The sequence below is a fragment of the Salinisphaera sp. S4-8 genome, assembly GCF_040361235.1.
GTDB lineage: Bacteria > Pseudomonadota > Gammaproteobacteria > Nevskiales > Salinisphaeraceae > Salinisphaera.
Window position 1 is genome coordinate 1 of record NZ_APNF01000004.1, and the last position, 25,054, is coordinate 25,054.

Here is a 25,054-nt window from a genome sequence, read left to right on the forward strand (position 1 = left end):
CGTCGGAAGACCGCGGGTGAGTGACAGTTCATCGAGTACACGGGCGACTTGCGTGCCGCTCATTGATCGACCGGGCACGAGTGCCACGCACTCGTGCGTGGCGTCGTCGACGATGCCCAAGCATTTGATGGCGCGACCGTCAGCTACACGGTCGAATACAAAATCCATCGACCAGACTTCGTTCGCTCGAGCGGGACGTATCAATGGCTGCCGGTCGGATATCGGCACCTTCTTTCGTCGTCTTCGTCGAACCTGCAGGCCTTGCTCGGCATAGAGTCGTTCGACGCGCTTGTGGTTCACGGCCCAGCCGGCCTGGCGAAGCTTGAGATAGATCATCGGCGCGCCATAGCGTCGATAACGCTGTGCCAGACGTAGAATCTCAGCCCGCAAGCGTTCGTTCTGATCCGGTGTCGGCTGATACCGGAATGCGCTAGCACTCATCGCCACCACGGCCAGCGAACGTCGTTCGCTCAAGCCGCGCTGACCCATGAACCGCACCAGCTCGCGCTTGGCTGCTGCGGTTACCATTTTTTTCGCAAGGCCTCGCGCGTGACTTCGTTTTCGAGCATCGACTCGGCTAATAGCCGCTTCAAGCGACTGTTCTCGGCCTCCAGCGCTTTCAGTCGCTTGGCATCCGAGACGTCCATGCCGCCGAACTTATTCCGCCAGGTGTAATAGCTCGCCTCGGAAAAGCCGTGCCGGCGGCCCAGCTCTTTAACGGGCGTACCGGCCTCGGCCTCCTTCAGAAAACCGATGATCTGCTCTTCGGTATAGCGCTTCTTCATGTCCAAGCTCCAGGCTTTGGGTGATTGGACTCCAGATCGACGTGCTACTCAATAGCGGGGGATGGTCGCTCGAGCACGCCTTCCAGAACGGTCAGATCCGCGACCCGGCTGCCGGTGGAAAAGCTCTTGCGACCGTTGAACACGAGCGTATAGCCCGTGTCCGTCACCTTGAGATCGTTATCACGCGGGTTCACCGCGCCGCCGAAGAACAGCTGCCCGGCCGCATAGCGGCGTTCGATGGCGTCGATCTGCTCAGGCGTGCCCACCAGACGGGCCGCCCAGGCCCAGAGATAGTGATACCCCAGCAGCTGCCCGATCGAGCCATCGCCCCGGGCCACCTCGCGAATCACCCGATAGGCGGTCGCCCAACGCTGGCCCCCGCCACCCAGGGCTTTCGGCGCCAGCAACGTCACCAGCCCGGCGTTCTTGAGCAGTTCCACCTCGGCATGCGGGCTGCGATTGGCGCGATCGCGCACCACCGCATCCTCGGCCAGCAGATCGCCCACGCTACGGGCCCGCTCGATCCAGCCTTGCGGCGTATCCGGCCAGGCATCCGGTTGCCAACCGAAGGCATCAACCCCTTCCTGCTTGATAGACACTGCACTCATCGCTGCTCTCCATCGAAAGACGTATCGGCGCGGCCCCATGCCGTCGCCACAGGCCGACAGTCTCTGCAACGAAGGGAGAGCCTCGCCAATCACAAATCCGCAAAAGCAAATCGCGCAGCATTTATTCGTTTATTCGGGGACAGTATACTTAACTGACATACCCAATCCCGCTAGAGCACCCGCATGGCCCGCCTCGCCCGTGTCGTCTTACCCGGCACACCGCACCACGTCACCCAGCGCGGCAACCGCCGCCAGACCGTGTTCTTTAATGACGATGACTACCGCTACTACCTGTCGCTGATCAACGAGTTCGCCGCGAAAGCGGATACCGCCGTGATCGCCTACTGCCTCATGCCCAACCACGTGCACTTCATCCTCACGCCCAGCCACTCGGACGGCCTACGTGCGGCCCTCGGCGAAGCCCATCGGCGCTATACGCGCTACATCAACTTCCGCGAAAACTGGCGCGGCCACCTCTGGCAGGAACGGTTTCATTCCTACCCCATGGACGATGCCCACCTCTGGGCCGCCGTACGCTACGTGGAACGCAATCCCGTAGCGGCCGACATGGTCGCCGATGCCACCGAATGGCCGTGGTCGAGCGCTAAAGCACACGTTTCGAACCGGGCCGACCCGCTGATCAAACTATCAAGCCGACCGAAGCTGGCCGACGACTGGCACGACTACCTGGCTGCGGGCGTGCCGGCCGATGAAGCCGAACAGGTCGAGCAACATCTACGCACCGGCCGCCCGCTGGGCAATGAGGTGTTCATTGACCGGGCCGAGAAGCGACTTGGGCGAACGCTCCACCGCCAACCGCCGGGGCCGAAGCCGAGCAAACAAGGCTGAGCTACGTATGCTGTCCGCGTATAGCGTCGCCGCTCAATCCCGGCGATCGCCAGGCTGATAACAAACCTGGTCCGGCGAGAGACCGCGTTCCTGAGTGGCGTCCAGAAACGCACGTGCAGCCGCCTTCTGCTTGATGATTGACCCCGTCATCAAGCCCAACCCCTCGTTCGCCGGCACCTCGTTGTAATCAGCCACCGCGGCGTTAATCGGGATCAGCGGCAACACCCAGAGCAGACCGTAAAACTTGTGAATTCGCGCCGCGTACTCGTATCTGGCGATCTCGTCACCCTGATGGTAGAAACGCGCCTCGGCGGTCACAGGTGTCAGCCAATAGGTCGGTACCAGCCCGAACGTCCAGCCGGAAACGCTTGCGGCCAGGTTGTCCTCCGACGACCCGTTTCGCACCGCGGTGTCGAGCGCGAAATAGTATGGCCTGGGGTCGTCATCAGCCTTGCAGACCGGCACCGAGACGCCTGTCTGATCAACCCGTGCGAGCTCCCCGCCGACAATGCCGGCGCAGCCCGTCAACGCCTGGACAACAAGCAGCGTGGCCACGCGTGCCCGTGCGTTCATCGCATCCCCTCGCAAAAGGCAAAGAACACTACACCGGCTAAAGAGTGCGAGCCACTCGGGCAGGGGCGATCCGTCAGGATCTCAGAGATACGTATACTGTCCCCGTATATGCTCTGTCCCCGTATATGCTCTGTCCCCGTATATGCTCTGTCCCCGTATATGCTGTCCCCGTATATAGCCGGATATGGCGACTTACCCAAAAGCCTTGCGATGTCGCACCTTTTCAGGGGTGTTGCGTTTGCAATCTGAATCCACCATCCCCGACCGATGTGAAAGTCGTTGGCAGTGAAAAATTGAAGCCGATTGATCCTCTCCACAGGACGATACTTGCACTGAAGCTTCGCGCTGTCCCTCTTGATAGGGTGACTGTGGATAACTCGATTTTGCGGTTAACCTTGACCCATCAGCTTCCTACGGGGTGAAAGATTGTGTCGAACAAGTTGAGCTTTGCTGCAAAAGAGGCGATTGTCGAACTCACAGGTGCCTGCTTTTGGTACTGGAACGCTTATTACAGCTTTCTAGACAGTTGCGGGGTATCTAAGCAACTGCAGCGGCGCCACTCGGGCGAAGGATTTAGCAAATACCAAAGTATGCGGGGCATTCTCGGTGATCTAGAAACGAGCAATCGATTCGATATAATCAACGAGATCGCTTCTAACTTTTATAAAATGCGTACCGCGGTGAACAAAGATGCGCTCGATACGGCGAAAGCCGAACGACTGCTATCGGAGTTTCGCGAACTACTAGGAAGTGACCCCATCGACCTAGAGATCGAACGCCGAGGGCGAGAGGCAGCGAAAGCCGCACATCAAGGTCGGATCGCTACAGCTGGATTGAAGCGCTCTAAGCTGGATGAGCTAAATCGCTCCTTTATGGCGTTACTAACGAACGCAAATGTGACGCCGCAGCAGCGCGGATTCGAGTTCGAACGCATATTTTTTGACCTGCTAGAACTATCCGAAATCGAGTGCAGGCGTCCTTTTCGAAATATATCCAACGAACAGATAGATGGGCATTTTCGATACGAAAAGTTCGATTACTTGGTTGAGGTGAAATGGACTTCAGAGCTAACGAAACAGCCAGACTTATCGATTTTCGACGGAAAAATACGCGGAAAGGTTCAAAGCACGCGCGGATTCTTCTTATCACAATCCGGTTTTGATGATTCCGCCATAGTAAAGTTCTCAGGCGATAGTCCTCGTATAGTATTAATGAGTGGCGAGGACATCGCACTGATTTTAGGTGGACAAATCCTGATCGAAGATGCAATGAAGGCAAAGATAGATGCTATCGTTCGCCACGGCACAATATTTTTTCCGCTCCGAACTATGGCTACATAACGTCGCGTTCCCTCCGGTCATTCGTGGCAGGTTATTGGGCTCATTCAACCCGTTCTGCCGGTGGGTTCTGTAAAGCGTGCGCGATGCGCTCGATGCCGGCGTTGATTATCTACTCATCGCCTACGGCTACGATCAATACTACGAAGCGATCGATTGAGCGTCCGGTTAGCTCAGGTCGAGTAGCGGTTACTTACGCTGGTAGATCGGCCAATCGGCATTGGTCGCGTCCGTCAGGCGAATAGTCGTAGAGATAAGTATTCTGTCACCTGATCACCGAACTCATTGCACGTCTAAAATGGATTGGCTCATATCGAACCTTCGGGCACGGCGAGACTTATATTAGCGCGACCGGCTGTACGAAAAGCGAAGACCGACAGGCATAAAAAGGCCGGCACAGTAGCCGGCCTTTTCAAATGGTTCCACGAGGAACAACGCTACTTCTTCTTCGGAATATACAAATCCGTCAGCGTCCCGGCTTCGGCCTCGGCAGCCATGCCAACCGTTTCCGCGAGGGTCGGGTGCGGATGGATTGTCAGGCCGATGTCGTCTGCGTTCGCGCCCATCTCGATGGCCAAGCAGGTTTCGGCGATGAGGTCGCCGGCGCCCGAACCCACCGCACCGGCACCGATGATGCGGCCGTCCGAGCCGAACAGCAGCTTGGTGTTGCCGTCGGTGGCGTCCAGGCCGATGGCGCGGCCGTTGGCGGCCCAGGGGAAGGCGCCCTTGGTGTATTCGATGCCTTCTTTCTTGGCCTGGGTCTCGGTCACACCCGTCCAGGCGACTTCCGGGTCGGTATAGACGACGGAGGGGATGACCTTGGCATCGAAGGCGGATTTTTCGCCGGCGCAGCATTCAGCGGCCACCTTGCCCTGGTGGGTGGCACGGTGGGCGAGCTGGGGTTCGCCGGAGACGTCGCCGATGGCGAAGATGTTGTCTACGTTGGTGCGGCATTGCTTGTCGATGGCGATGAAGCCGCGGTCGTCGACCTTCACGCCGGCGGCATCCGCCCCAATCTTGGCGCCGTTGGGCTTGCGGCCGATGGCGACCAGCACGCGGTCGTAGTCCTTGGACTTGGGTGCGTCGTCGCCTTCGAAGCTCGCTGTGAGCTTGTCGCCGGCTTCGAGGCCCGTGACCTTGGTGGACACCCAGATATTGCCGCAGCGCTTTTTCATGCGCTTGGTGAGCGGCTTGATGAGGTCCTTGTCGGCGCCGGGAATGAGACTGTCGGTCATTTCGACCACGTCAACATCGGTGCCGTGGGCGGCATAGACGTTGGCGATTTCGCAGCCGATGATGCCGCCGCCGACGACCAGCAGCGAGCCGGGGATTTCGTCGGGAGAGAGGGCTTCTTCCGAGGTCCAGATGCGCTCGTCCTCGGGCCAGCCGGGCAGCATGACCGGCTCGGAGCCGACGGCGATGATGGCGTTGTTGAAGGTGATCTGGTCGGTATCGTCGTTGCCCTCGATCTTGAGGGTATGGGCATCGGCGAAGGTGCCGGTGCCGTTAACGATATTCACCTTGCGCTTGGAGGCCATGGACTTGAGGCCGCCGGTGAGCTGGTCGATGACGGACTGCTTGTAGTCGAGCAGCTTGGCGAGGTCGATCTCGGGCTTGCCGAAGGTCACGCCATGGTTGGCCATGTTGGCGGCGTCTTCGATGACCTTGGCCGAGTGCAGCAGCGCCTTGGAGGGGATACAGCCGACGTTGAGGCACACACCGCCCAGCACGCTATGGCGTTCGACCAAGGTGACGCTCAGGCCCATATCCGCCGCGCGGAAGGCGGCCGTGTAGCCGCCGGGGCCGGAGCCGAGCACCAGCACGTCGCAATCGTAGTCGTGATCGCCGCTGGCGGGCTTTTTGGCCTTGTCTTTCGACTGCTTGGCGTCGGACGACTGTTTCTTGTCGGCCGATTTGTCCTTGGACGCGGACTGCTTATCGGATTTTGAAGACGATTTCTTGTCGTCGGACTTGTCGGATTTCTCCGCCTTGGCGTCCTCGTCCTTGTCGTCGTCGCTTTCGGATTCGTCGTTGCTGTCATCCGCCTCAGCGTCTTCCGAATCGTCTTCGCCTTCATCGTCGCCGCTGTCTTCGTCGGCGGCTTCGATGAGCGCGATCACATCGCCTTCGGAGACGGTATCGCCTTCCGAGACTTTCAGTTCGGTGATCTTGCCGGCGACCGTGGACGGCACTTCGAGGGTGGCCTTGTCGGATTCCAGCGTAATGAGCGGCTGTTCTTCCTCGACCGTGTCGCCCTCGGCGACGAGCACTTCGATGATCTCGACCGAGTCGAAATCGCCGATGTCCGGAACCTTGATTTCCTGCGCCATGGTTTAACTACCTTGACCGGCCCGCAGGCCGGATTGTGCGTTCAATAAGCGGGCGATCGAAGCGACAAAGCCACAGACCACCCGGCGCGAGTCATGACGCGGCAAGACAAGGCGCAGCGACCGCCGTGTAGCAACGCTACACAAGGAAGCTGCAACGCCGTATTGCCGCGTCATGGCCGCGGCCTAGAGCAACAACGTCCTCAAGTCCGACAACTTCTCGCTGATGAAGCCGGTAATCCGTGCCGCCTTGGCGCCGTCGATCACGCGGTGATCGTAGGAGAACGACAGCGGCAGGATCAGGCGCGGCTCGAATTCCGAACCGTTCCAGACCGGCTGCCAGCTGTGCTTGGACACGCCCAGAATGCCGACTTCCGGCGAGTTCACGATGGGCGTGAAGGCCGTACCGCCGACGCCGCCGAGACTGGAGATCGAGAAACAGGCGCCTTTCATGTCCTCGCCCTTGATCTTGCCTTCGCGAGCACGCCCGGAGACGTCGTCCAGGTCGCGGGCGATATCGTAGATGCCTTTCTTGTCGACGTCCTTGATCACCGGCATGAGCAGGCCGTTGGGTGTATCCACCGCGACGGCGATGTTCACGTACTTCTTGTGCACCAGCGACTCGCCGTCGGCCGTGAGCGAGCTGTTGAGGTCCGGGAAGGCCTTGAGGGCGGCCGCCGATGCCTTGAGCAGGAAGGCCAGCGGCGTGAGCTTGACGCCCTCGGCCTTGGCTTTTTCCTTGTTCGCCTGGCGGAATTCTTCCAGATCGGTGATATCGGCGTTGTCGAACTGGGTGACATGCGGAATGAGCAGCCAGTTCTTGTGGACGGCCTTGGCCGAGATCTTGCGGATACGCTCGAGCTCGACCGTTTCGACTTCGCCGAACTGGCTGAAGTCGATATCCGGCTGGGCGGGCACGCCGCCGCCACCGCCGCCCGGGGCCGCGGCTGACGCGCCGCTCTGGCTCTGCGACAGGGCCTGCTTCACATAGGACTGGACGTCCTCGAAGGTGATCCGGCCCTTGCGGCCCGAGCCTTCCACGCGGCCGAGATCGGCGCCGAGTTCACGCGCATATTTGCGCACGCTGGGCGAGGCATGAGCCTTGCCGAAGCGTTCTTCGTCGACCTTGTCCAGCTTGGAGGAATCGCCGCTGTCCTTGGGCATCTGCTTGTTCGATGCCGGCTCTTTCTTCGACGACTTGTCTTCGGCCTTTTTCTTGTCTGCCTTGTCGTCTTTTTTCTTCTCGGACTTGCTGTCCTTCTTCGCGCGGTCGTCGTCGCCGGATTGCTTGCTTGACGCCTTGTCCTGCTTGGACGACTTCTTCTTGTCGCCCCCGCCGGACTTGCCGCCTGCGCCTTGCAGCAGGGCGATCACGTCGCCTTCGGAGACGGTATCGCCTTCCGAGACCTTCATTTCGGTGATCTTGCCGGCCGCGGACGAGGGCACTTCCAGCGTGGCCTTGTCGGATTCCAGCGTAATGAGCGGCTGTTCCTCCTCGACCTCATCGCCCTCGGAGACCAGCACTTCGATGACTTCGACCGAGTCGAAATCGCCGATATCGGGGACTTTTACCTCGATGGTTTGACCGCCGGCGTCTTCCTCGTCGGCATCGTCTTCTTCACCGTCGTCCTCGTCGGCGTCTTCGCTGTCGTCGTCATCCGCCTCCGAGTCGTCCTCTTCGGCATCGGCATCGGCTTCGTCGTCGCTCTCGCCTTCGTCGGAGGCGTCGTCCTCGCCCTCGTCATCCGAGTCGTCGTCGCCTTCTTCAGCGGCTTCCACGAGCGCGATCACGTCGCCTTCGGAGACGGTATCGCCTTCCGAAACCTTCATTTCGGTGATCTTGCCGGCAATGGTGGAAGGCACCTCGAGGGTCGCCTTGTCGGATTCGAGAGTGATGATCGGCTCTTCCTGCTCGATCGTGTCGCCCTTGGATACCAGTACCTCGATGACTTCGACCGAGTCGAAGTCGCCGATATCCGGGACCTTGATTTCCTGCGCCGCCATAAAGCGTTTCCTTGGCTGCTGGCGCAGCGGCTTGCCGCTGCGCCGTGTCTATCGTTGCTGCCTACCCGGCCGTGAAACCGATCAGTGCGTGATCGGCTCCGGCTTGTCGGGGTCGATGCCGTACTTGCGGATGGCTTCGCCAACGACCTTGCGCTCGATCTTGCCTTCGTCGGCCAGGGCCTTGAGGGCACAGACGGTGATCCAGCGCCGGTCCACCTCGAAGAACTCGCGCAGCGCTTCGCGCGTATCCGAGCGGCCATACCCGTCGGTGCCGAGCGTGTGATACGCCACCGGCAGATAGGGGCGGATCATTTCCGGCAGGCCGCGGACATAGTCGGTGGCGGCGATGGCCGGGCCCTTGGCATCGGCAAACTTCTTCGCCACGAAGCTCTGCTTCGGCTCTTCCTCCGGATGCAGCATGTTCCAGCGCTCCACGGAGGCGCCGTCACGCTTGAGCTGGGTGAAGCTCGGCGCACTCCAGACCGTGGTGCCCACCTCGAACTCGTTTTCGAGCATTTCGGCGGCGGCAATCACTTCGTTGAGGATGGTGCCGGAACCGAGCAGATTGACCTGCAGCTCCTTGTCGGCGCCCGACTGCGAGAACTGGTACATGCCGGCAATGATGTCGTCTTCCACGCCTTCCGGCATCGCCGGATGCGCGTAGTTTTCGTTCATCATCGTGAGGTAGTAGTAGACGTCGCGCTGTTCTTCGAACATCTCTACCAGCCCGCGATGCATGATCACGGCCATCTCGTAGGAGAAGGTCGGATCATAGGCACGGCAGTTGGGCACGCAGTCGAACAGCACATGCGAATGGCCGTCCTGATGCTGCAGGCCTTCGCCGTTGATGGTGGTACGCCCGGCGGTGCCGCCCAGCAGGAACCCGCGGGCACGCATGTCGCCAGCCGCCCAGCAGAAGTCGCCCACGCGCTGGAAGCCGAACATCGAATAGAAGGCATAGAACGGAATCATCGTCTTGCCGTGATTCGAGTAGGCCGTGGCCGCCGCGATGAAAGACGACATGGCGCCGGCTTCGGTAATGCCTTCCTCGAGGATCTGACCCTTGACCGATTCCTTGTAGAAGGCGAGCTGGTCCGAATCCTCGGGCACGAACAGCTGGCCCACCGGCGAGTAGATACCCAGGCTGCGGAACATGCCTTCCATGCCGAAGGTGCGCGCCTCGTCCGGAATGATCGGGACGATGCGGTCCTTGATGTTCTTGTCGCGCGTGAGGATCTGCAGGATGCGCGTGAACACCATGGTGGTGGCCATTTCGCGATCGCCGGAGCCTTGCAGCAGCTTATCGAAGGCTTCGAGCTTGGGAATCTCGAGCGCATCGCCTTGCTTGCGTCGCTGCGGCAGATAACCGCCGAGTTCCTTGCGACGCGCCTGGAGATACTTCATCTCCTCGGAGTCTTCGTCCGGCTTGTAGAAGGGCGCATCGGCGATCTTGTCGTCGTCGACCGGAATTTCGAAGCGATCGCGGAATTCCTTGAGCGCGTCCTCGCCCATCTTCTTCTGCTGATGGGTGATGTTCTGGCCTTCGCCGGCCTCGCCCATGCCATAACCCTTGACCGTCTTGGCCAGGATCACGGTCGGGCGCCCGTTCTTCTGGTTCACCGCTGCGTGATAGGCGGCAAACACCTTGTGCGGGTCGTGGCCGCCGCGGTTGAGGCGGCGGATGTCCTCGTCGGACATGGAGGCGACCATTTCCTTGAGCTCCGGATACTTGCCGAAGAAGTTCTCGCGGGTGTAGTCGCCGCCATTGGCCTTGAAGGCCTGGTATTCACCGTCGACGGTTTCGTTCATCAGCTCGATGAGCTTGCCGTCGTGATCCTGGGCGAGCAGACCGTCCCAGAGCGCGCCCCAGATGACCTTGATCACGTTCCAGCCGGCGCCGCGGAAGGCGCCTTCGAGTTCGTTGATGATCTTGGAGTCGCCGCGTACCGGGCCGTCCAGGCGCTGCAGGTTGCAGTTGACCACGAAAATCAGGTTATCCAGGCCTTCGCGGGCGGCGATATCGATGGCGCCCATGGATTCGGGCTCGTCCATTTCGCCGTCGCCGCAGAAGCACCACACGTGGCGGCCTTCGTTGTCCTGTACGCCGCGGTTCTGCATGTAGCGCATGAAGCGCGCCTGGTAGATCGCGTTGATCGGGCCGATACCCATCGACACGGTCGCGAACTGCCAGTAATCCGGCATCAACCAGGCATGCGGATAGCTCGACAGGCCCTTGCCGGTGGATTCGGCACGGAAGTTGTAGAGCTGGTCTTCGTTGATGCGCCCTTCGAGATAGGAACGCGCATAGATGCCCGGCGCGGAATGGCCCTGGATATAGACCAGATCGCCGCCGTGATCTTCACTGGGCGCATGCCAGAAGTGGTTGAAGCCCACTTCATAGAGCGTGGCCGCCGAGGCATAGCTGGCGATATGCCCGCCCACGCCTTCGTGGTGGCGATTGGCCTGTACGACCATGGCCATCGCGTTCCAGCGGATGATCGAACGAATCCGCCACTCGATGGCGGGATCACCCGGCGAGCGCTCTTCCAGATGCGGCGGAATGGTATTGATATAGGCCGTATTCGGCGAATACGGAATATACGCGCCCGATCGGCGCGAACGCTCGATGAGCATTTCCAGCAGGTAGTGAGCCCGTTCGGGCCCTTCGATCTCGATGACGGCATCGAGCGCGTCACGCCACTCGGCGGATTCTTGCGGATCGACGTCTTCGACGTCGTCGGCGTGCTCGGGGTGCGGGCTCGCCTGGGCCATAAGGCGCTCCTTGAAACAGGTCGGTTGAATACTGTCTGCAAGCGATACTACGCCCGCATTTCGAGGCTAGACAACTGGCCGCGGCCACGCGTGAGTGGCATGCTTGGCCCCTATCTCGATTATGTTGCGTTGCACTATACAATGACCACTACCGACGCCGCTGCGGCCAAGGCCCCGTTGCGCCTGCCATCACGCCGCCATACGGTATCGAACGGTGAGCGTCGTGTCGGCGTGGAACTTGAATTTACCGGGCTTTCGATCGAGCGCATCGGCGAAATCGTGCGGCATGCGCTGGGCGGCGAAATCCGCCCGCATAGCGCGTATGAATATACCGTTGCGAACACGCCGCTGGGCGATTTCGCTATCGAACTCGACTATGCCTTTCTCAAGGAACGTGGCCGGCGCGAAAGCCAGCCCGGACTGCTCGACGAGATCGAGCGCGTTTCCGAAGATGTGCTGGGCGCGGTGGCCAAACGCGTGGTGCCTTTCGAAATCGTCGGCCCGCCCATTCCCATTAGCGAACTGCATGCAGTAAACCCGCTCATCGCGGCCCTGCGTGAAGCAGGCGCGCGCGGCACCAGCCAATCGGCGATCTACGCCTTCGGGCTGCATTTGAACCCGGAACTGCCGGATCTGGAAACCGACACGTTGCTGGGCTACATCCGCGCGTTCGCGGTCGCCTTCGACTGGCTCAAGCGGGTCAGCGAAATCGATATCAGCCGACGCGTATTTCCGTATATCCAGCCGTATACCAAGGCGTATGTCCGAAAGGTATGCGACCCGGCGTATGCGCCCACGCGCGATCAGCTCATCGATGACTATCTGGCCGAAAACGCCAGCCGCAATCGCGCCCTGGACATGCTGCCCGTATTCGCCCATCTCGACGAGGCGCGCGTACGCGCGGCCGTATCCGATGGCCTGATCAAGGCCCGGCCGACGCTGCACTACCGGCTACCCAACTGCGAAATCGAGCAACCCGGCTGGGATCTGCACCCGGCCTGGAATCACTGGCTGGTGATCGAGGAGCTCGCGGCCGAGCCCGAGCGGCTCAACGAAATCTGTCGTGACTACTGCGAAGCGCTCGACCGGCCCTTCGGCGACTGGTTCGGCCGCTGGAGCCATGTGTTCGAACAATACCTGCAGCGCTGAACGCCGGCATGGCGCGCGTTCGTCCGATCATCGCCGTCACCGGCAAGGCCAGCCGCTGGGCGCCTGGGTGGTGGGCTGCATGGATTGCCATCGCCCTGGCCGGCGGGCGGGCGGTGCGGGCGACGCCGCATCATGCCATGCCGGTGCCTATCGACGGCCTGCTGATCGGCGGCGGTGACGATATCGCCACCGACCTCTACGGCGCGAGCGCGGCCTACGACAATACGGCCGACCGTGCCCGCGACGCCTTCGAACTGACCGCGATCAAGCAAGCGCTGGCGCAAAACAAGCCCATACTCGGCATCTGCCGTGGCGCCCAGCTGATCAATGTGGCCGCGGGCGGCACGCTGTATAGCGATATTAGTGCGTTGCGGCGCTCGACATCGAATCGCGTGAATATCTTTGCGTGCAAGCCGGTTGCCATCAAACGCAGGAGTCGGCTGGCCACGATTTTTGGCCGGCCACGGCTGCGTGTGAACAGCCTGCACCATCAAGCGGTACTGACCCTGGGCGAGGGCATCGGCGCCACCGCACGCGATGCTGACGGCTTCGTGCAGGCAATCGAGGCAAGAACGCAGGGCTTTGTCATCGGCGTGCAGTGGCACCCGGAATATCTGTGCTACCAGAGCTCGCAGCGTCGGCTTTTTCGTGCCCTGGTTGCTGCCTGTCGGGGCAACTGATCGGGCCCGGCAGACGACGCGGCTATCACGTGACGTTCAACTGCGCTTTGGTTCACTCGGTCGCGCGATAAAAAAAAGCCGCCCGAGCGGGCGGCTTTTTCCTCATGCCATGACGCTAGAGATATTTGTGCTCGAATTCCTTGAGCATCTCTTCGGCCTTTTCCTTGGTTTCGCCGTACTTTTCCTGGATCTTGCCCAGCATGTTCTGGCGTTTACCCTTGGTTTCTTCGACCTCGTCGTCGGTCAGACGCCCGAAATGCTCGCGAGCCTTGCCCTTGACGCGATCCCAGCGGCCTTCCCATTTGTCGTCGGATTCTGCCATGACAGATTTTCCGTTTGAGTGGTGATCTGACTATACCGTATTGGAAAAACTTTGCCAGCCAACGCTGATAGCGTTTCAGTCGCCGCGATCGACATCGCTGTCATCGCGGTCGGAATCGCTATAAGCGACCTGGGCATAGTTGACCGCCGCCACCATGGCCACGCCGCCCAGTACGTTGCCGAGAATGGTGGGCACGAAGAAAACGCTGAAGAACTCCATCACCCCGTGCCCGCCGGTAAACACCCCGTAAAGGGCCGCGACCGAGCCGGCGATGATGTGCGGGAAATGGGCCAGGCCGATGACATAGGTCACAAGAATGATCACCGCCACGCGCGCGGTTTCGGCAAACGGCATCAGCCAGAGCATGAGCGCGACCAGCCACCCGGCGAAGATGGCGCGTACGAACATGGTGGCAAAACCGTTTTCGTACTCCTTGGCGGCGATCGATGCCAGGGCCCCGTTGATCTTGGGGTCGAGCACATCGAAGTGCGACATCATGAAGGCGAATATCGCGGTACCGACGATATTGGCGATCAATACCACGATCCAGAGATTGAACGTACGCAAGACGGTAGAAATACGCCGTACGCGCAAGACCTCGAGTACCGGCGTCAACGTATTCTCGGTAAACAGCTGCTGGCGCCCGAGGATGACGAACAGAAAACCGATGGAATAGCCGAAACTGGCGATGATCGGCCGCCAGGCGGATTCCGGCGTGTAGCTGTAAAGCAGCGCCTGGGCGATGAAGGAAAACCCCATGGACAGCCCGGCAGCCAGGCCAGAGAAAGCCAAGCCCGGCAACGGCCGGGTGAGTTCGGATTCGGCCTCGCGGCGGATCGCTTCATAGACCACCGCCGCGCTCGGCGCTTCGCGTCGGCGCGCATCCCGTTTCTGGCTGGAATCGAGATCATGTTCTGTATGTTGCTGTTCGGCCATACTTGGCGTGTTCCGTAGCGGTGATGATCGATGATGATATGCGCTAGCCTGCAACGACGCAGTCGAGACGGTTTCGCACGATTGAATTGTGCGCCATATCATCGAGGGTTGCGCCGCTTTTTTTCGCTTGTGGCCGCGGCATTACTGCTGCTGGGCTCCTGCGCCTGTGCCGAGCAGCCCACACCCCTTGCACAGATCACCGGCGAGCTGCCGCACGACGATTCTGCCTTTACCCAGGGCCTGCTCTACTACGACGGCGCACTGTTCGAGACCACCGGCAAGCGCGGCCATTCGCGTCTGCGGCGGGTGGATCCGACCAGCGGTGAAATCACCCGACAGATACAGCTGCCGCAGCGCTATTTCGGGGAAGGGCTGGCCCGTGTCGGCAATCGGCTGTTCTGGCTGACCTGGCAGGCACAGCAGGCGTTCGTATTCGATATCGACACGTTCGAGCGCGTGGGCAAACGCACCTACGAAGGCGAAGGCTGGGGGCTGACCTACGACGGCGCCCATCTGATCATGAGCGACGGCAGCGCCAGCCTGCGTGTGCTCGACCCGGCCGATTTTTCCGTGGTCCGCCGTATCGCCGTACACGACGGCGATCACGCCATCGACAAGCTCAACGAGCTGGAATATATCGACGGCGAGATATGGGCCAATATCTGGTATTCGGACCGTATCGCGCGTATCGACCCGCAAACGGGGGCCGTGCGGGCCTGGCTTGATGCCCGCAATCTACGCACGGCCCTTGGCGACCGGGGCGCGAACGCGAACGTGCTCAACGGCATTGCCTGGGACGGCGAGCACAGGCGAATCTATCTCACCGGAAAGTACTGGCCGACGCTGTTCAGCGTGGCCGCACCGGCCGAACTCGCGCCGACCGCGAGCCCGCGATAGGGCCGCTTAGCGCTGCAGCACGCTGCCGTCGTCATCCAGCAACGCATAGCTGCCCTGTTCGTCGTGGTCTTCCGGGCCGACCAGCGACGGCGAAAAACAGCACAGCACGGTCATGCCTTTTTCGCTGGAGAGAATATGCTGCTGGTGCTTGTCCAGCGCATAGAGCACGCCTGGCTTGAGGTCCCATTTGCCGCCTTCGGTGAGATCCTCGATCTGGCCTTCGCCTTCGATACAGATCACCGTTTCCTTGTGGTTCTTGTACCACATATGCAGCGCGCAACCCGGCTTCACATAGGTTTCGTGAAACGAATGCCCCATGCCGTCGGCGCGCAGCGTATAGCGGCGGCTGATGAATTTGTCTTCGTCGACGGCGTTGTTCTTGGCGTCTTCGTGATCTCTTACGATCATGGGCTTGCTCCTGTGTCTCGATACCAATGCGTGACTCGGCGCGCACGGTAACGATGTCGAGCCTTGCGCGAATCCGGCCGATTACGGACTAAAAGGCCTGCGCACTGGCCCGCGCCCAGGCGCCGGCATAGGCTTCGGGCAGGTCGCCATTGAGGAACGCGCCGCTTTTGACCACCGGATGCACCTCGGCAAAGGTGCACGCCGGCCCATGCTCGGGGCGATGAAAGATCAGCCCGCGCCCGAGTTGTTCCGGCGAATCGCAGCCCATAGCGCCCGTGATATCGAGAAACGAGCGAATGGTGGCGTCGTGGAAGTTACGCACCGCCAGCGACTTGCCCAGTACGTCGATCGCCGCCGAGCGGCGCGGGTTCTGGGTCGCCACACCCGTGGGGCAGGTATCGGTATGACAGCGACGCGCCTGGATACACCCCACCGAAAACATGAATGGCCGCGCGGCATTGCACATATCCGCACCGAGCGCGATCTTGACCACCATATCGAAACCCATCACCACCTTGCCGCTGGCAATCACACGGATTTCGTCGCGCAGGCCAATTCCGCGCAGGCAGTTGTCGACAAACGGCAACGCCTCGTTGATATAGGTGCCCAGCGAATCCTGAAACTCGGTGGGCGCGGCCCCGGTACCGCCCTCGGCGCCATCAACGGTGATGAAATCCGGATAGATGCCGGTTTCGATCATCGCCTTGCAGATGCCCATGAATTCGTCCTGGCGCCCCAGACACAGCTTGAAGCCGACCGGTTTGCCATGGGTGAGCTGGCGTAACCGGTCGACGAACGCGAGCAGGCCCCGCGGCGTATCGAATTCCGGGTGTGACGCCGGCGAGGCACAGTCCTCGCCGACCTCGATCTCGCGTACCCGGGCAATCTCTTCGGTGACCTTCGAGCCCGGCAACAGGCCGCCATGACCGGGCTTGGCGCCCTGCGAGATCTTGATTTCGATCATCTTGACCTGATCGGTATTGGCTTTTTTCGCGAATTCGTCGGCATCGAAACGGCCTTCTTTCGTGCGGCAGCCGAAATAGGCCGAGGCGATTTCCCAGATCAGATCACCGCCGTGTTCACGGTGATAGTCGCTGATCGCGCCCTCGCCGGTGTCCTGGGCGAAATTGCCGAGCTTCGCGCCGCGATTCATCGCGGCCACGGCATTGCCCGACAGCGAGCCGAAGCTCATGGCCGAAATATTCAGGCGCGAGGAATCGTAGGGTTGGCGGCACTGCGAGCCGCCGATGATCAGGCGGGCATGGCGCACGTCGACGTCCTTGGGCGCCATCGAATGCTGGGCGAAATTGAAGCCGGCATCCTCGAAGTCACGCATGGTGCCGAACGGGGCGGTATCCGGCGCGCCGGCGCTGCGCTTGTAGACGATTTCGCGCTGTTCGCGATTGAACGGCCGGCCGCTGGTTTCAGACTCGAAGAAGTACTGGCGCAACTCCGGACGCATGAATTCGAGCATGTAGCGCAAATGGCCGATGACCGGAAAGTTGCGCAATACGTTGTGGCGCGAACGCAGATCCAGTGCACCCACGACCACCAGCGCTGCCAGCACGAGCCAGGCCCATAACCCAGGTGGCCACCACAGCGCGAGCACGATGCCCAGCACAGCGGTCAACACAACGAAGCCAAAATAAATGAGTCTCGGGTAACCGAACATCCACACACCTGATTGCCACCGTGCATGCAGCATGCATCGCCGATCGCGGCGACTCAATAAGCACGGTTACCTACTTGCCGATACAGAAGCTCGAAAAGATCGCACCGAGCAGGTCGTCGCTGGTGAACGTGCCGGTAATTTCGCCCAGAGCGTGCTGTGCGAGGCGCAGTTCCTCGGCCAGCAGTTCTCCTGCCGCATCGACCACAAGCCGTTCGTGGCCGGTTTCCAGGGCCTTGGCAGCGCGTGCCAGCGCATCCAGATGTCGACGCCGTGCAACGAAGGCAGGGGGCGTGTCGGCATTTAGTCCGGCGGCCTGTTTCAGATGGGCAGCCAGCGCATCGAAGCCGGCGCCGGTGGTTGCGCACACGCCGATCCAGTCGCCGTCGAACCCGGCTCTGAGGCCGGCTTCGCCGCCGCTGAGGTCGATCTTGTTCGCGATGACCGTCACCGGGCAGCGCGCATCGATCTCGGTCAGCACCGCCTGCTCGTCGCGCCCCAGGCCGTGGCGGTCGTCGATGACCAGCAGCACCCGATCGGCATGCTGGATTTCGGCCTTCGCGCGGCGTACGCCCTCGGCCTCGATCGGGTCATCGGTTTCGCGCAGGCCGGCCGTATCCACGAGTGTGAGCGGCAGACCATCGATAGAAAGTTGTTCGTGCAGGACATCGCGGGTGGTGCCGGCGATATCGGTCACGATCGCCGTATCCCGGCGCGCGAGCCGATTGAGCAGGCTGGATTTGCCGACGTTGGGCGAGCCGAGGATGACCAGACGCAGGCCTTCGCGCAGGCTCGCGCCCTGAACCGCCTGGCTACGCAAATCTGCCAGTCGCTGCCGGATGGCTGTCAGATGACGTTCGATCTCGCCGTCGCCGAGAAAGTCGACATCATCCTCGTCGGGGAAATCGATCGCGCCTTCGGTATACACACGCAGCGCGATGAGCGCTTCGACCAGCGTATCGATCTCGCGCGAGAACACGCCCTCGAGGGAGCGCATGGCCGCACGCGCGGCCGCGCTGCTGCCGGCCTCGATGGTATCGGCGATGGCTTCGGCCTGATCGAGGCTGAGCTTGTCGTTGAGAAAGGCCCGCCGCGAGAACTCGCCCGGCTCGGCCAGACGTACGCCCAGCTCAAGCAGGCGCGCGAGCAGCATATCGACCAGCACGGGACTGCCGTGGCCTTGCAGCTCGAGCACATGCTCGCCTGTAAACGAGGCCGGGGAAGCAAAATAGAGCGCTACACCGCGGTCGATGGCCAGGCCATCGGCATCGACAAAGGCGCAAACCCGCGCCTGTCGCGGGCGGGGCAGGCCGCCGATCAACGCCTCGGCCACGGCGGGTACGCGCGGCCCGGAAATACGCACCACGGCCACGCCCGCACGGCCCGCACCACTGGCCAGCGCGGCGATGGTGTCGCCGGGCACGCCGGTCACAGGTTATCGATTAGCTGTTGGCGGCCTTGTGGCCCAGGCCTTCGGCGTCGAGCTTGCGGTAGATGTACCACTGCTGGCCGATCGACAGCATGTTGTTGGTACACCAGTACAGCACCAGGCCCGCCGGGAAGAAGGCAAAGAACACGGCCAGGCCCACCGGCATGATCTGCATGATGCGCTGCTGCATCGGGTCCATGGTCACGTTCGCAGTCAGCTTTTGCTGCAGGAACATGGTCAGCCCGAAGATCACCGGCAGGATGTAGTAGGGGTCCGGCGCCGACAGGTCCTGAATCCACAGCATGAACGGCGCATGCCGCAGCTCCACGGATTCACGCAGCACCCAGTACAGCGAGATGAATACCGGCATCTGCACGAGCATCGGCCAGCAGCCGGCCAGCGGATTGAAGCCCTCTTTCTTGTAGAGCTCCATCATCTTGGCCTGCAGCTTCTGGCGGTCGTCGCCGTATTGCTCCTTGAGCTGCTGCATGCGCGGCGCGAACTTGCGCATGCGCGCCATGGCCCGGTACTGGGTTTCCGAAAGCTTGTAGAAGCACAGCTTGATCAAGAACGTCAGCAGGATGATCGCCACGCCCCAGTTGCCCACCAGAGCATGCAGGTGCTCGAGCACCCAGAAGATCGGCTTGGCGAGCACGGTCAGCCAGCCGTAGTCGACGGTCAGACCCAGGCCAGGGGCCACGGCGTCGAGCTGATCCTGGAGTTTCGGACCGATGAACAGGGTGGTTTCCAGCGTGGTCTGCGTGCCTGCGGCAATCGACTGCTGGGCGCCGATGAAGCCGGTCGCAAAACCGCCAGCAGCATTGGGCACGTCCTTGGGCTGGCCGAAGAAACGCACCTTGGCATCCTGCGGCGGAATGGCCGCACCGATGAAATAATGCTGGATCATGGCGACCCAGCCACCCTGCTGGGTCAGCTCGAGCGGGTTCTCGGCCAGGTCATCGTGGTTTTCGGTTTCGTAGCGATAGCTGTCGCCGCCATCCTTGCGGTCGTACCAACCGATACCGAAAAACGCCTGGGCGAAGGGTACGTCGCCGGTAATTTCGTAGGGGGCACGCCAGAACCGTACGTACTGGGACAGCTTCCAGTCGTCGCCGGCGTTGTTGACCACGTCGTGGCGCAAGCCAATGCGGTAGCTGTCGCGATGGAAGGTATAAACCTTGGTGACTTCGTGGCCGGCGTCGTTGGTCCAGGTCAGCGGCACCTCGATCGTATCCTGACCGTCGGCGAGCTTGTATTCCTTGCGCTCGGCGCGATACCGCGAGCGATGATCGGGCGCCTTGGCCCCGGCCGCCACGAGCCCGCTCTGGGCGATGAAGAAATTGGGCGCGCTATCGTTGATCAGGCGCAGGTTGGTATCCGGCTTTTCCGAAGATACCGGCACGCCACGCAGTTCCACCTTGCGTAGATCGCCGCCCCGGGTATCGATGATCACATCGAGCTTGTCGGTGACCACATGGACCTGGTCGCCCTGACTGACCACCGGTGCATTATCGGCGCCGCGCTGCTCGGCACTGGCCTGGCGGGCGCCCTGCTCGGGGCCGCCATCGTTTTCGGCCGTGGGCGCGGAATCCAGCGACGGCACGTCGTCATCCCCGGCCGCGTAATCCTGCTGGGCGCTGGTCTGATTACTTGCCGACGTGGCGTCGGCCTCGGTGGGCGCGTAGTCGTTCTGCCAGGCCTGATACAGGAAAAAGCAGATGACGGCGACAGCGCAGAGCAGTCCGAAGCGAATATTTTCCATGCGCGGTTAATGTCCTTCGGTTAACGGCTGCCACTCGACGGGCGGGCAAGCGATGCGCGCGATCATACGCGCTCGAGCTGGGGCCACAACGCGGCGAGTTGGTCGAACAGCACGGCGTTGCTCATGGTCGCGGTACGGCTACGCGCCAGCACCACGATATCGACCGTCGCCAGCCGATCACGATGCAAACGAAACGACTCGCGCAATACACGTTTGACCCGGTTACGGTCGACAGCGCGCGCAATGCGGCGCTTGGCCAGGGCCAGTCCGAGGCGGGCCTGATCGGCTGAACCTTCGGCGGCGATGACGACGAATCCCGGACTGACGAACTTGCGCCCATGTGCGAACACGGCGCGAAATTCTGCCGATTGCCTCAGGCGCGCAGTCGCGGGGAACGCTGCCTGCGGCACGGCTTTTTCCTTACGGCGTCAGGCGCTTGCGGCCCTTGGCACGACGGGCGGACAACACGGCACGACCGTTCTTGGTGGCCATGCGCGCACGAAAGCCGTGGGTGCGCTTGCGGTGCAGATTACTGGGCTGATAGGTACGTTTCATGACGATCTCGTTCTGGCGCCACACAGGGCGCACTTCACGCTAAAGAGCGCGGATTCTAGTCGCCTGCGCCCCCCTCTTGCAAGCATGAAAAATGCTGTGGATAACTTGTGGCCCGTACGCTAGGGTAAGGCGCCAGCGCTGGCTGATGCCACGCTTTTTTCGCTACGGAGTAACGCAATCTTGGCTGACACGCTCTGGCAACGTTGTCTGACGCACATCGAGGCGCGGCTGCCCGAAAAGGACATCAACCTCTGGCTGCGCCCCCTCGAAGCGGATTTTACCGATGAGGGTCTGGACCTGATGGCACCCAACGAGGTGGTGCGCGACCAGGTCGAACGCGAACTGCGTACCCCCATCGCCAATGCGCTCAACGATCTGGGCGCGGTGCCCAAACGCATACGCGTACTCGTGGGTGGGGGCCAGAAACCCCGCGCCACGACTAGCGAAGCCCCGGCGCCGGCACCCACCTCACGACACAATCTCGATAGCCGCTACACCTTCGAAAGCTTCGTTCAGGGCAAATCGAACCAGATCGCGCGCGCCGCCGCCGAGCAGGCCGCCAATCCGGACAACATGGCCTACAACCCGTTGCTTATCTACGGCGGTGTCGGCCTAGGCAAGACCCATTTGATGCAGAGCGTGGGTAATCGGCTACTCGACACCAACCCGCGCGCCAAGGTGGCCTATGTGCGTTCGGAACATTTCGTCAACGAAATGATCACCGCCATTCGCCATAACCGGATGGACCGGTTCAAGGCCCACTATCGCTCGCTGGATGCGCTGCTGATCGACGATATCCAGTTCTTCGCGAACAAGGATCGCTCCCAGGAGGAGTTCTTTCATACCTTCAACTCCCTGCTGGAATCCAATCAACGGATCGTAATCACCTGCGATCGGTTTCCCAAGGAAGTCGAAGGCCTGGAGGATCGGCTCAAGTCGCGTTTCTCGTGGGGGCTGTCGGTTGCGGTCGAACCGCCGGAACTGGAAACACGCGTGGCCATCCTGTTATCGAAGGCCGACTACCACGGCATCACCCTGCCGCAGGAGGTCGCTTTTTTCATCGCCAAGCGGGTGCGTTCGAACGTACGCGATCTCGAAGGCGCACTGCACCGACTCAAAGCCTCCGCCCAGATTACCGGCACGCCTATCACGGTCGACTTCGCCAAGCAGGCGCTCTACGACATGCTGGCGGTCTACGATCGTCTGGTCACGCTGGAGAACATTCAGCGCACGGTCGCCGAATATTACAAGATGCGACTGGCCGACCTGCTGGGCAAAAAACGCACACGCTCGGTCGCCCGTCCGCGCCAGATCGCCATGGCGCTTGCCAAGGAACTGACCAATCACAGCCTGCCGGAAATCGGCCAGGGCTTCGGTGGACGCGACCATACGACCGTTCTGCACGCCTGTCGCAAGGTCAAGGAACTACGCGAAACCGACGCCCGCATGGAAGAAGACTATGCGAACTTGAGCCGGATACTCACAACCTAACTGTGGATAAGCTGGGGGCGACATTATGGCAACGCGAAAACGCCTCGTCGGAGCAAAAACATGACACATGTTATCCACATGCCAGTCACAGCATGCCAGCACGCTTCGCAACAAGGTTGTCATTGTCTCAAGCAATTGATTTAAAAGAAATAAAAGACTTTCTTAACAGATTTTGACCACCGTAGTTACTACTACGACTAACTTTTTTAAGCCTTAGAAGACAACAAGGCTGACTGCTTCGGGAGACCGCCATGCAATTCACTGTGCAGCGCAAGGATTTGCTCACTGCCCTTCAGACCGTTATCGGCGTTGTCGAACGCCGTCAGACCATGCCGATCCTGTCGAACGTTCTGATCAAGGCAGAAAACGACCGCATCGTGATTACTGCAACGGATCTCGAGCTCGAACTGATCACCGACACACCCGCGGTCATCAGCCAACCCGGGGCGGCAGCTATTCCTGCACGCAAGTTACTCGATATTTGTCGTGGTCTGCCAGACGACGCTGAAATAACGCTTGAGCACGATGGTCAGCAAACCCGTGTTCACTCCGGACGCTCACGTTTCACGCTATCGACCATGGCAGCCCAGGATTGGCCCTATCTGGATGAAGTCGAAACCGGTCAGCAGATCGCAATTCCAGAACGCGTACTCAAGGGTCTGCTCGATCGCACCCACTTCGCCATGGCGCATCAGGACGTACGCTATTACCTGAACGGTTTGTTACTGGCACTGCGCAACGATCGCGCACGTTGCGTGGCTACCGATGGCCATCGACTCGCGTTGAGCGATACAGCACTCGATATCGAAATCGACGAACCAATCCAGGCGATCGTTCCTCGAAAGGCGATTACCGAACTGGTTCGATTGCTGGATACCAGCGAGGCGGAAATCACATTGCAACTGTCGACCAAGCATTTGCGTCTGCAATTGCCGGGCCTCGTATTCACGACCAAGCTTATTGACGGCCGCTTCCCGGATTATGAGCGGGTGATTCCCGATCAGGCAGACAAGCAAATGCATGCCGATCGCGACACCATCCGGCAGGCACTCTCGCGTACCGCCATTCTTTCGAACGAAAAATTCGGCGGTGTACGACTGGGTTTACAACAACATAGTCTTCGGTTGCAGGCCCAGAACGTTGAACGTGAAGAAGCCGAAGACGAAATACAGGTCACCTACGACAACGACCCGATCGAAATCGGGTTCAATGTCAATTACCTGCTCGAGGCACTCGGTGCCATGGACAGCGGTGAATTCACGCTGTCCTTATCCGGGCCTGATAGCAGCGGCCTACTACAGAGCGTAAACGACCCGGCTACACGGTATGTCGTGATGCCGATGCGGCTGTAGGCCGATCGGCACGGAATGCATCTAACGCGTTTACGCTTGCATGATTTTCGTTGTTTCGAGGCTGCGGAAATACAGCCTGAGCCAACAATCAACGTCATTACCGGTGACAACGCCTCGGGCAAAACAACCTTGCTCGAGGCGATCTATTTTCTAGGTCGCGGACAATCCTTTCGGCAATCCGGACCCCGCCCGGCGATTCGAGCGGGCGCGGATGCGTTCACTGTCACCGGGGAAATCGCTGTACCTGATGGGCGCGCCCACCGTCTGGGCGTTAGCCGCGACAAGCGAGGTATTCGCTATCGCAAGGACGGCGAAGCCGATACGAGCCGTATCGATTTAATCAACACGCTCCCATTACAGATGGTCGACCCGAACGTCCATCGGCTGCTCGAACAGGGCCCACGTTATCGCCGCCATTTTCTGGACTGGGGTGTGTTTCACGTGGAACACGCGTTTTTTCCAGCATGGCGTCGTTTCCGGCGCGCACTGAAACAACGCAACCGCGCCCTCAAAGCAAGGCTCCCGAAGCCGGATATCATCGTCTGGGATGCGGAGCTGGTACGCGCGGCGGAAATCGTGGACGCCTCGCGCCGGGCTTATATCGACCACCTGTACGAAAACCTGCCAAGCCGCACGGCGCGTTTACTCGGCAACGAACCAGTCATATTGGATTACGACTGCGGCTGGCGTGGTGATCACGGCTATGGCGCGGCCTTGGCAGCTGGCCTCGACCAGGATCTACGGGCAGGGTTTACCCAACAGGGACCACATCGCGCGGATTTGCGCGTCTCTATTGCAAGCGCGTTCGCCCGGGATTGGGTTTCCCGCGGGCAACAGAAGATACTGACCACAGCAATGCTGCTTACGCAGGCGCAGCTGCTTTATGTTCGGCGCCATGTGCGGCCGGTATTGTTGATCGATGATATGGCCGCCGAATTGGGCAGGCGTTATCGTGAGGTGCTCGCCGAAGAAATCGCCGCCCTCGGCGGCCAGTGTTTTCTGACTTTTCTCGAGCCTGGCCTCGTACCCGAGGCCGTACGCGGCGGCGCCATGTTCCACGTGGAACATGGGGTAGTCACCCGCAGCTGATCGCGCCGGACATGCTAGAATCCGCAGGTTGACTCGCACCTCTACAGCCTACGACGCGGT

General features: G+C 60.8%; 20 protein-coding genes and 2 pseudogenes. 8 read left to right on the forward strand and 14 right to left on the reverse strand.

What is annotated here, in order from left to right; all coding sequences use genetic code 11:
• Positions 1-785, reverse strand: a pseudogene (locus tag S4A8_RS06890) (IS3 family transposase); the annotation flags it as partial.
• Positions 786-853: 68 nt separating this feature from the next.
• Positions 854-1,393: pseudogene (locus S4A8_RS06895) on the reverse strand (acyl-CoA dehydrogenase family protein); the annotation flags it as partial.
• A 183-nt stretch (positions 1,394-1,576) separates the two neighbouring features.
• Here S4A8_RS06895 and S4A8_RS06900 point away from each other — a divergent pair.
• Entirely contained in the window at positions 1,577-2,242 is a 666-nt protein-coding gene (locus tag S4A8_RS06900) for a transposase (protein WP_353219584.1), read from the forward strand.
• Positions 2,243-2,275: 33 nt separating this feature from the next.
• Here the strand turns inward: S4A8_RS06900 and S4A8_RS06905 are convergent, their stop codons facing one another.
• Entirely contained in the window at positions 2,276-2,815 is a 540-nt protein-coding gene (locus S4A8_RS06905; RefSeq protein WP_353219585.1) for a hypothetical protein, read from the reverse strand.
• A gap of 428 nt (positions 2,816-3,243) precedes the next feature.
• On the opposite strand from S4A8_RS06905, the gene S4A8_RS06910 reads away from it, so the two are divergent.
• Positions 3,244-4,155 (forward strand): restriction endonuclease, encoded by a 912-nt coding sequence (locus S4A8_RS06910; protein ID WP_353219586.1) that lies wholly within the window; start codon positions 3,244-3,246, stop codon positions 4,153-4,155.
• A 434-nt stretch (positions 4,156-4,589) separates the two neighbouring features.
• Here S4A8_RS06910 and lpdA read toward each other — a convergent pair whose 3' ends face one another.
• The 3 genes from lpdA to aceE form a co-directional block, all read right to left on the reverse strand.
• Entirely contained in the window at positions 4,590-6,482 is a 1,893-nt protein-coding gene (gene lpdA, locus S4A8_RS06915; protein WP_353219587.1) for a dihydrolipoyl dehydrogenase, read from the reverse strand.
• A 183-nt stretch (positions 6,483-6,665) separates the two neighbouring features.
• On the reverse strand, positions 6,666-8,483 hold the full coding sequence (aceF, locus tag S4A8_RS06920) for a dihydrolipoyllysine-residue acetyltransferase (protein WP_353219588.1): 1,818 nt from the start codon (positions 8,481-8,483) through the stop codon (positions 6,666-6,668).
• Between the two features lie 81 nt (positions 8,484-8,564).
• Positions 8,565-11,255 carry a pyruvate dehydrogenase (acetyl-transferring), homodimeric type gene (gene aceE / locus S4A8_RS06925; RefSeq protein WP_353219589.1) on the reverse strand — a complete coding sequence of 897 codons (2,691 nt, stop codon included), beginning with the start codon at positions 11,253-11,255 and terminating at the stop codon, positions 8,565-8,567.
• Positions 11,256-11,396: 141 nt separating this feature from the next.
• On the opposite strand from aceE, the gene S4A8_RS06930 reads away from it, so the two are divergent.
• A complete protein-coding gene (locus S4A8_RS06930; RefSeq protein WP_353180294.1) occupies positions 11,397-12,404 on the forward strand; it encodes an amidoligase family protein in 1,008 nt (335 codons plus the stop codon).
• Positions 12,405-12,412: 8 nt separating this feature from the next.
• Positions 12,413-13,084, forward strand: a complete 672-nt coding sequence (locus tag S4A8_RS06935; protein WP_353219590.1) for a gamma-glutamyl-gamma-aminobutyrate hydrolase family protein — start codon at positions 12,413-12,415, stop codon at positions 13,082-13,084.
• 115 nt (positions 13,085-13,199) lie between these two features.
• Here S4A8_RS06935 and S4A8_RS06940 read toward each other — a convergent pair whose 3' ends face one another.
• Together S4A8_RS06940 and S4A8_RS06945 are read right to left on the reverse strand one after the other, a co-directional pair.
• Positions 13,200-13,406 (reverse strand): CsbD family protein, encoded by a 207-nt coding sequence (locus tag S4A8_RS06940; protein ID WP_353180291.1) that lies wholly within the window; start codon positions 13,404-13,406, stop codon positions 13,200-13,202.
• A 75-nt stretch (positions 13,407-13,481) separates the two neighbouring features.
• Positions 13,482-14,342 carry a formate/nitrite transporter family protein gene (locus S4A8_RS06945; RefSeq protein WP_353180289.1) on the reverse strand — a complete coding sequence of 287 codons (861 nt, stop codon included), beginning with the start codon at positions 14,340-14,342 and terminating at the stop codon, positions 13,482-13,484.
• 108 nt (positions 14,343-14,450) lie between these two features.
• On the opposite strand from S4A8_RS06945, the gene S4A8_RS06950 reads away from it, so the two are divergent.
• Positions 14,451-15,239 (forward strand): glutaminyl-peptide cyclotransferase, encoded by a 789-nt coding sequence (locus S4A8_RS06950; protein WP_353219591.1) that lies wholly within the window; start codon positions 14,451-14,453, stop codon positions 15,237-15,239.
• Between the two features lie 6 nt (positions 15,240-15,245).
• Here the strand turns inward: S4A8_RS06950 and S4A8_RS06955 are convergent, their stop codons facing one another.
• From S4A8_RS06955 to rpmH, 6 genes are all read right to left on the reverse strand, one after another.
• A complete protein-coding gene (locus S4A8_RS06955; protein ID WP_353180286.1) occupies positions 15,246-15,647 on the reverse strand; it encodes an ectoine synthase in 402 nt (133 codons plus the stop codon).
• An 88-nt stretch (positions 15,648-15,735) separates the two neighbouring features.
• Positions 15,736-17,319 carry an FMN-binding glutamate synthase family protein gene (locus S4A8_RS06960; protein ID WP_502950721.1) on the reverse strand — a complete coding sequence of 528 codons (1,584 nt, stop codon included), beginning with the start codon at positions 17,317-17,319 and terminating at the stop codon, positions 15,736-15,738.
• Positions 17,320-17,389: 70 nt separating this feature from the next.
• Positions 17,390-18,748, reverse strand: coding sequence for a tRNA uridine-5-carboxymethylaminomethyl(34) synthesis GTPase MnmE (gene mnmE, locus S4A8_RS06965; RefSeq protein ID WP_353219593.1), 1,359 nt, complete (start codon positions 18,746-18,748; stop codon positions 17,390-17,392).
• Positions 18,749-18,758: 10 nt separating this feature from the next.
• Entirely contained in the window at positions 18,759-20,507 is a 1,749-nt protein-coding gene (yidC, locus tag S4A8_RS06970; protein WP_353219594.1) for a membrane protein insertase YidC, read from the reverse strand.
• A gap of 62 nt (positions 20,508-20,569) precedes the next feature.
• The gene (gene rnpA, locus S4A8_RS06975; protein ID WP_353180279.1) at positions 20,570-20,917 is read right to left on the reverse strand and encodes a ribonuclease P protein component; all 348 of its coding nucleotides are present in this window, start codon (positions 20,915-20,917) and stop codon (positions 20,570-20,572) included.
• Positions 20,918-20,927: 10 nt separating this feature from the next.
• Positions 20,928-21,062 carry a 50S ribosomal protein L34 gene (gene rpmH, locus S4A8_RS06980; RefSeq protein ID WP_006914433.1) on the reverse strand — a complete coding sequence of 45 codons (135 nt, stop codon included), beginning with the start codon at positions 21,060-21,062 and terminating at the stop codon, positions 20,928-20,930.
• A gap of 177 nt (positions 21,063-21,239) precedes the next feature.
• On the opposite strand from rpmH, the gene dnaA reads away from it, so the two are divergent.
• The 3 genes from dnaA (at position 21,240) to recF (ending at position 24,994) form a co-directional block, all read left to right on the forward strand.
• Positions 21,240-22,553, forward strand: coding sequence for a chromosomal replication initiator protein DnaA (gene dnaA, locus S4A8_RS06985; protein WP_353180313.1), 1,314 nt, complete (start codon positions 21,240-21,242; stop codon positions 22,551-22,553).
• A 251-nt stretch (positions 22,554-22,804) separates the two neighbouring features.
• Entirely contained in the window at positions 22,805-23,905 is a 1,101-nt protein-coding gene (dnaN, locus tag S4A8_RS06990; protein WP_353219595.1) for a DNA polymerase III subunit beta, read from the forward strand.
• Positions 23,906-23,920: 15 nt separating this feature from the next.
• A complete protein-coding gene (gene recF, locus S4A8_RS06995) occupies positions 23,921-24,994 on the forward strand; it encodes a DNA replication/repair protein RecF (protein WP_353219596.1) in 1,074 nt (357 codons plus the stop codon).
• The last annotated feature ends 60 nt before the right edge of the window (positions 24,995-25,054 follow it).

Excerpts from the sequence above, each read along its gene's own strand:
- S4A8_RS06900 (WP_353219584.1), top strand. The coding sequence starts at position 1,577 with ATGGCCCGCCTCGCCCGTGTCGTCTTACCCGGCACACCGCACCACGTC.
- S4A8_RS06905 (WP_353219585.1), bottom strand. The coding sequence starts at position 2,815 with ATGAACGCACGGGCACGCGTGGCCACGCTGCTTGTTGTCCAGGCGTTG.
- lpdA (WP_353219587.1), bottom strand. The coding sequence starts at position 6,482 with ATGGCGCAGGAAATCAAGGTTCCGGACATCGGCGATTTCGACTCGGTC.
- aceF (WP_353219588.1), bottom strand. The coding sequence starts at position 8,483 with ATGGCGGCGCAGGAAATCAAGGTCCCGGATATCGGCGACTTCGACTCG.
- aceE (WP_353219589.1), bottom strand. The coding sequence starts at position 11,255 with ATGGCCCAGGCGAGCCCGCACCCCGAGCACGCCGACGACGTCGAAGAC.
- S4A8_RS06930 (WP_353180294.1), top strand. The coding sequence starts at position 11,397 with ATGACCACTACCGACGCCGCTGCGGCCAAGGCCCCGTTGCGCCTGCCA.
- S4A8_RS06935 (WP_353219590.1), top strand. The coding sequence starts at position 12,413 with ATGGCGCGCGTTCGTCCGATCATCGCCGTCACCGGCAAGGCCAGCCGC.
- S4A8_RS06940 (WP_353180291.1), bottom strand. The coding sequence starts at position 13,406 with ATGGCAGAATCCGACGACAAATGGGAAGGCCGCTGGGATCGCGTCAAG.
- S4A8_RS06945 (WP_353180289.1), bottom strand. The coding sequence starts at position 14,342 with ATGGCCGAACAGCAACATACAGAACATGATCTCGATTCCAGCCAGAAA.
- S4A8_RS06955 (WP_353180286.1), bottom strand. The coding sequence starts at position 15,647 with ATGATCGTAAGAGATCACGAAGACGCCAAGAACAACGCCGTCGACGAA.
- S4A8_RS06960 (WP_502950721.1), bottom strand. The coding sequence starts at position 17,319 with ATGTTCGGTTACCCGAGACTCATTTATTTTGGCTTCGTTGTGTTGACC.
- yidC (WP_353219594.1), bottom strand. The coding sequence starts at position 20,507 with ATGGAAAATATTCGCTTCGGACTGCTCTGCGCTGTCGCCGTCATCTGC.
- rpmH (WP_006914433.1), bottom strand. The coding sequence starts at position 21,062 with ATGAAACGTACCTATCAGCCCAGTAATCTGCACCGCAAGCGCACCCAC.
- dnaN (WP_353219595.1), top strand. The coding sequence starts at position 22,805 with ATGCAATTCACTGTGCAGCGCAAGGATTTGCTCACTGCCCTTCAGACC.
- recF (WP_353219596.1), top strand. The coding sequence starts at position 23,921 with ATGCATCTAACGCGTTTACGCTTGCATGATTTTCGTTGTTTCGAGGCT.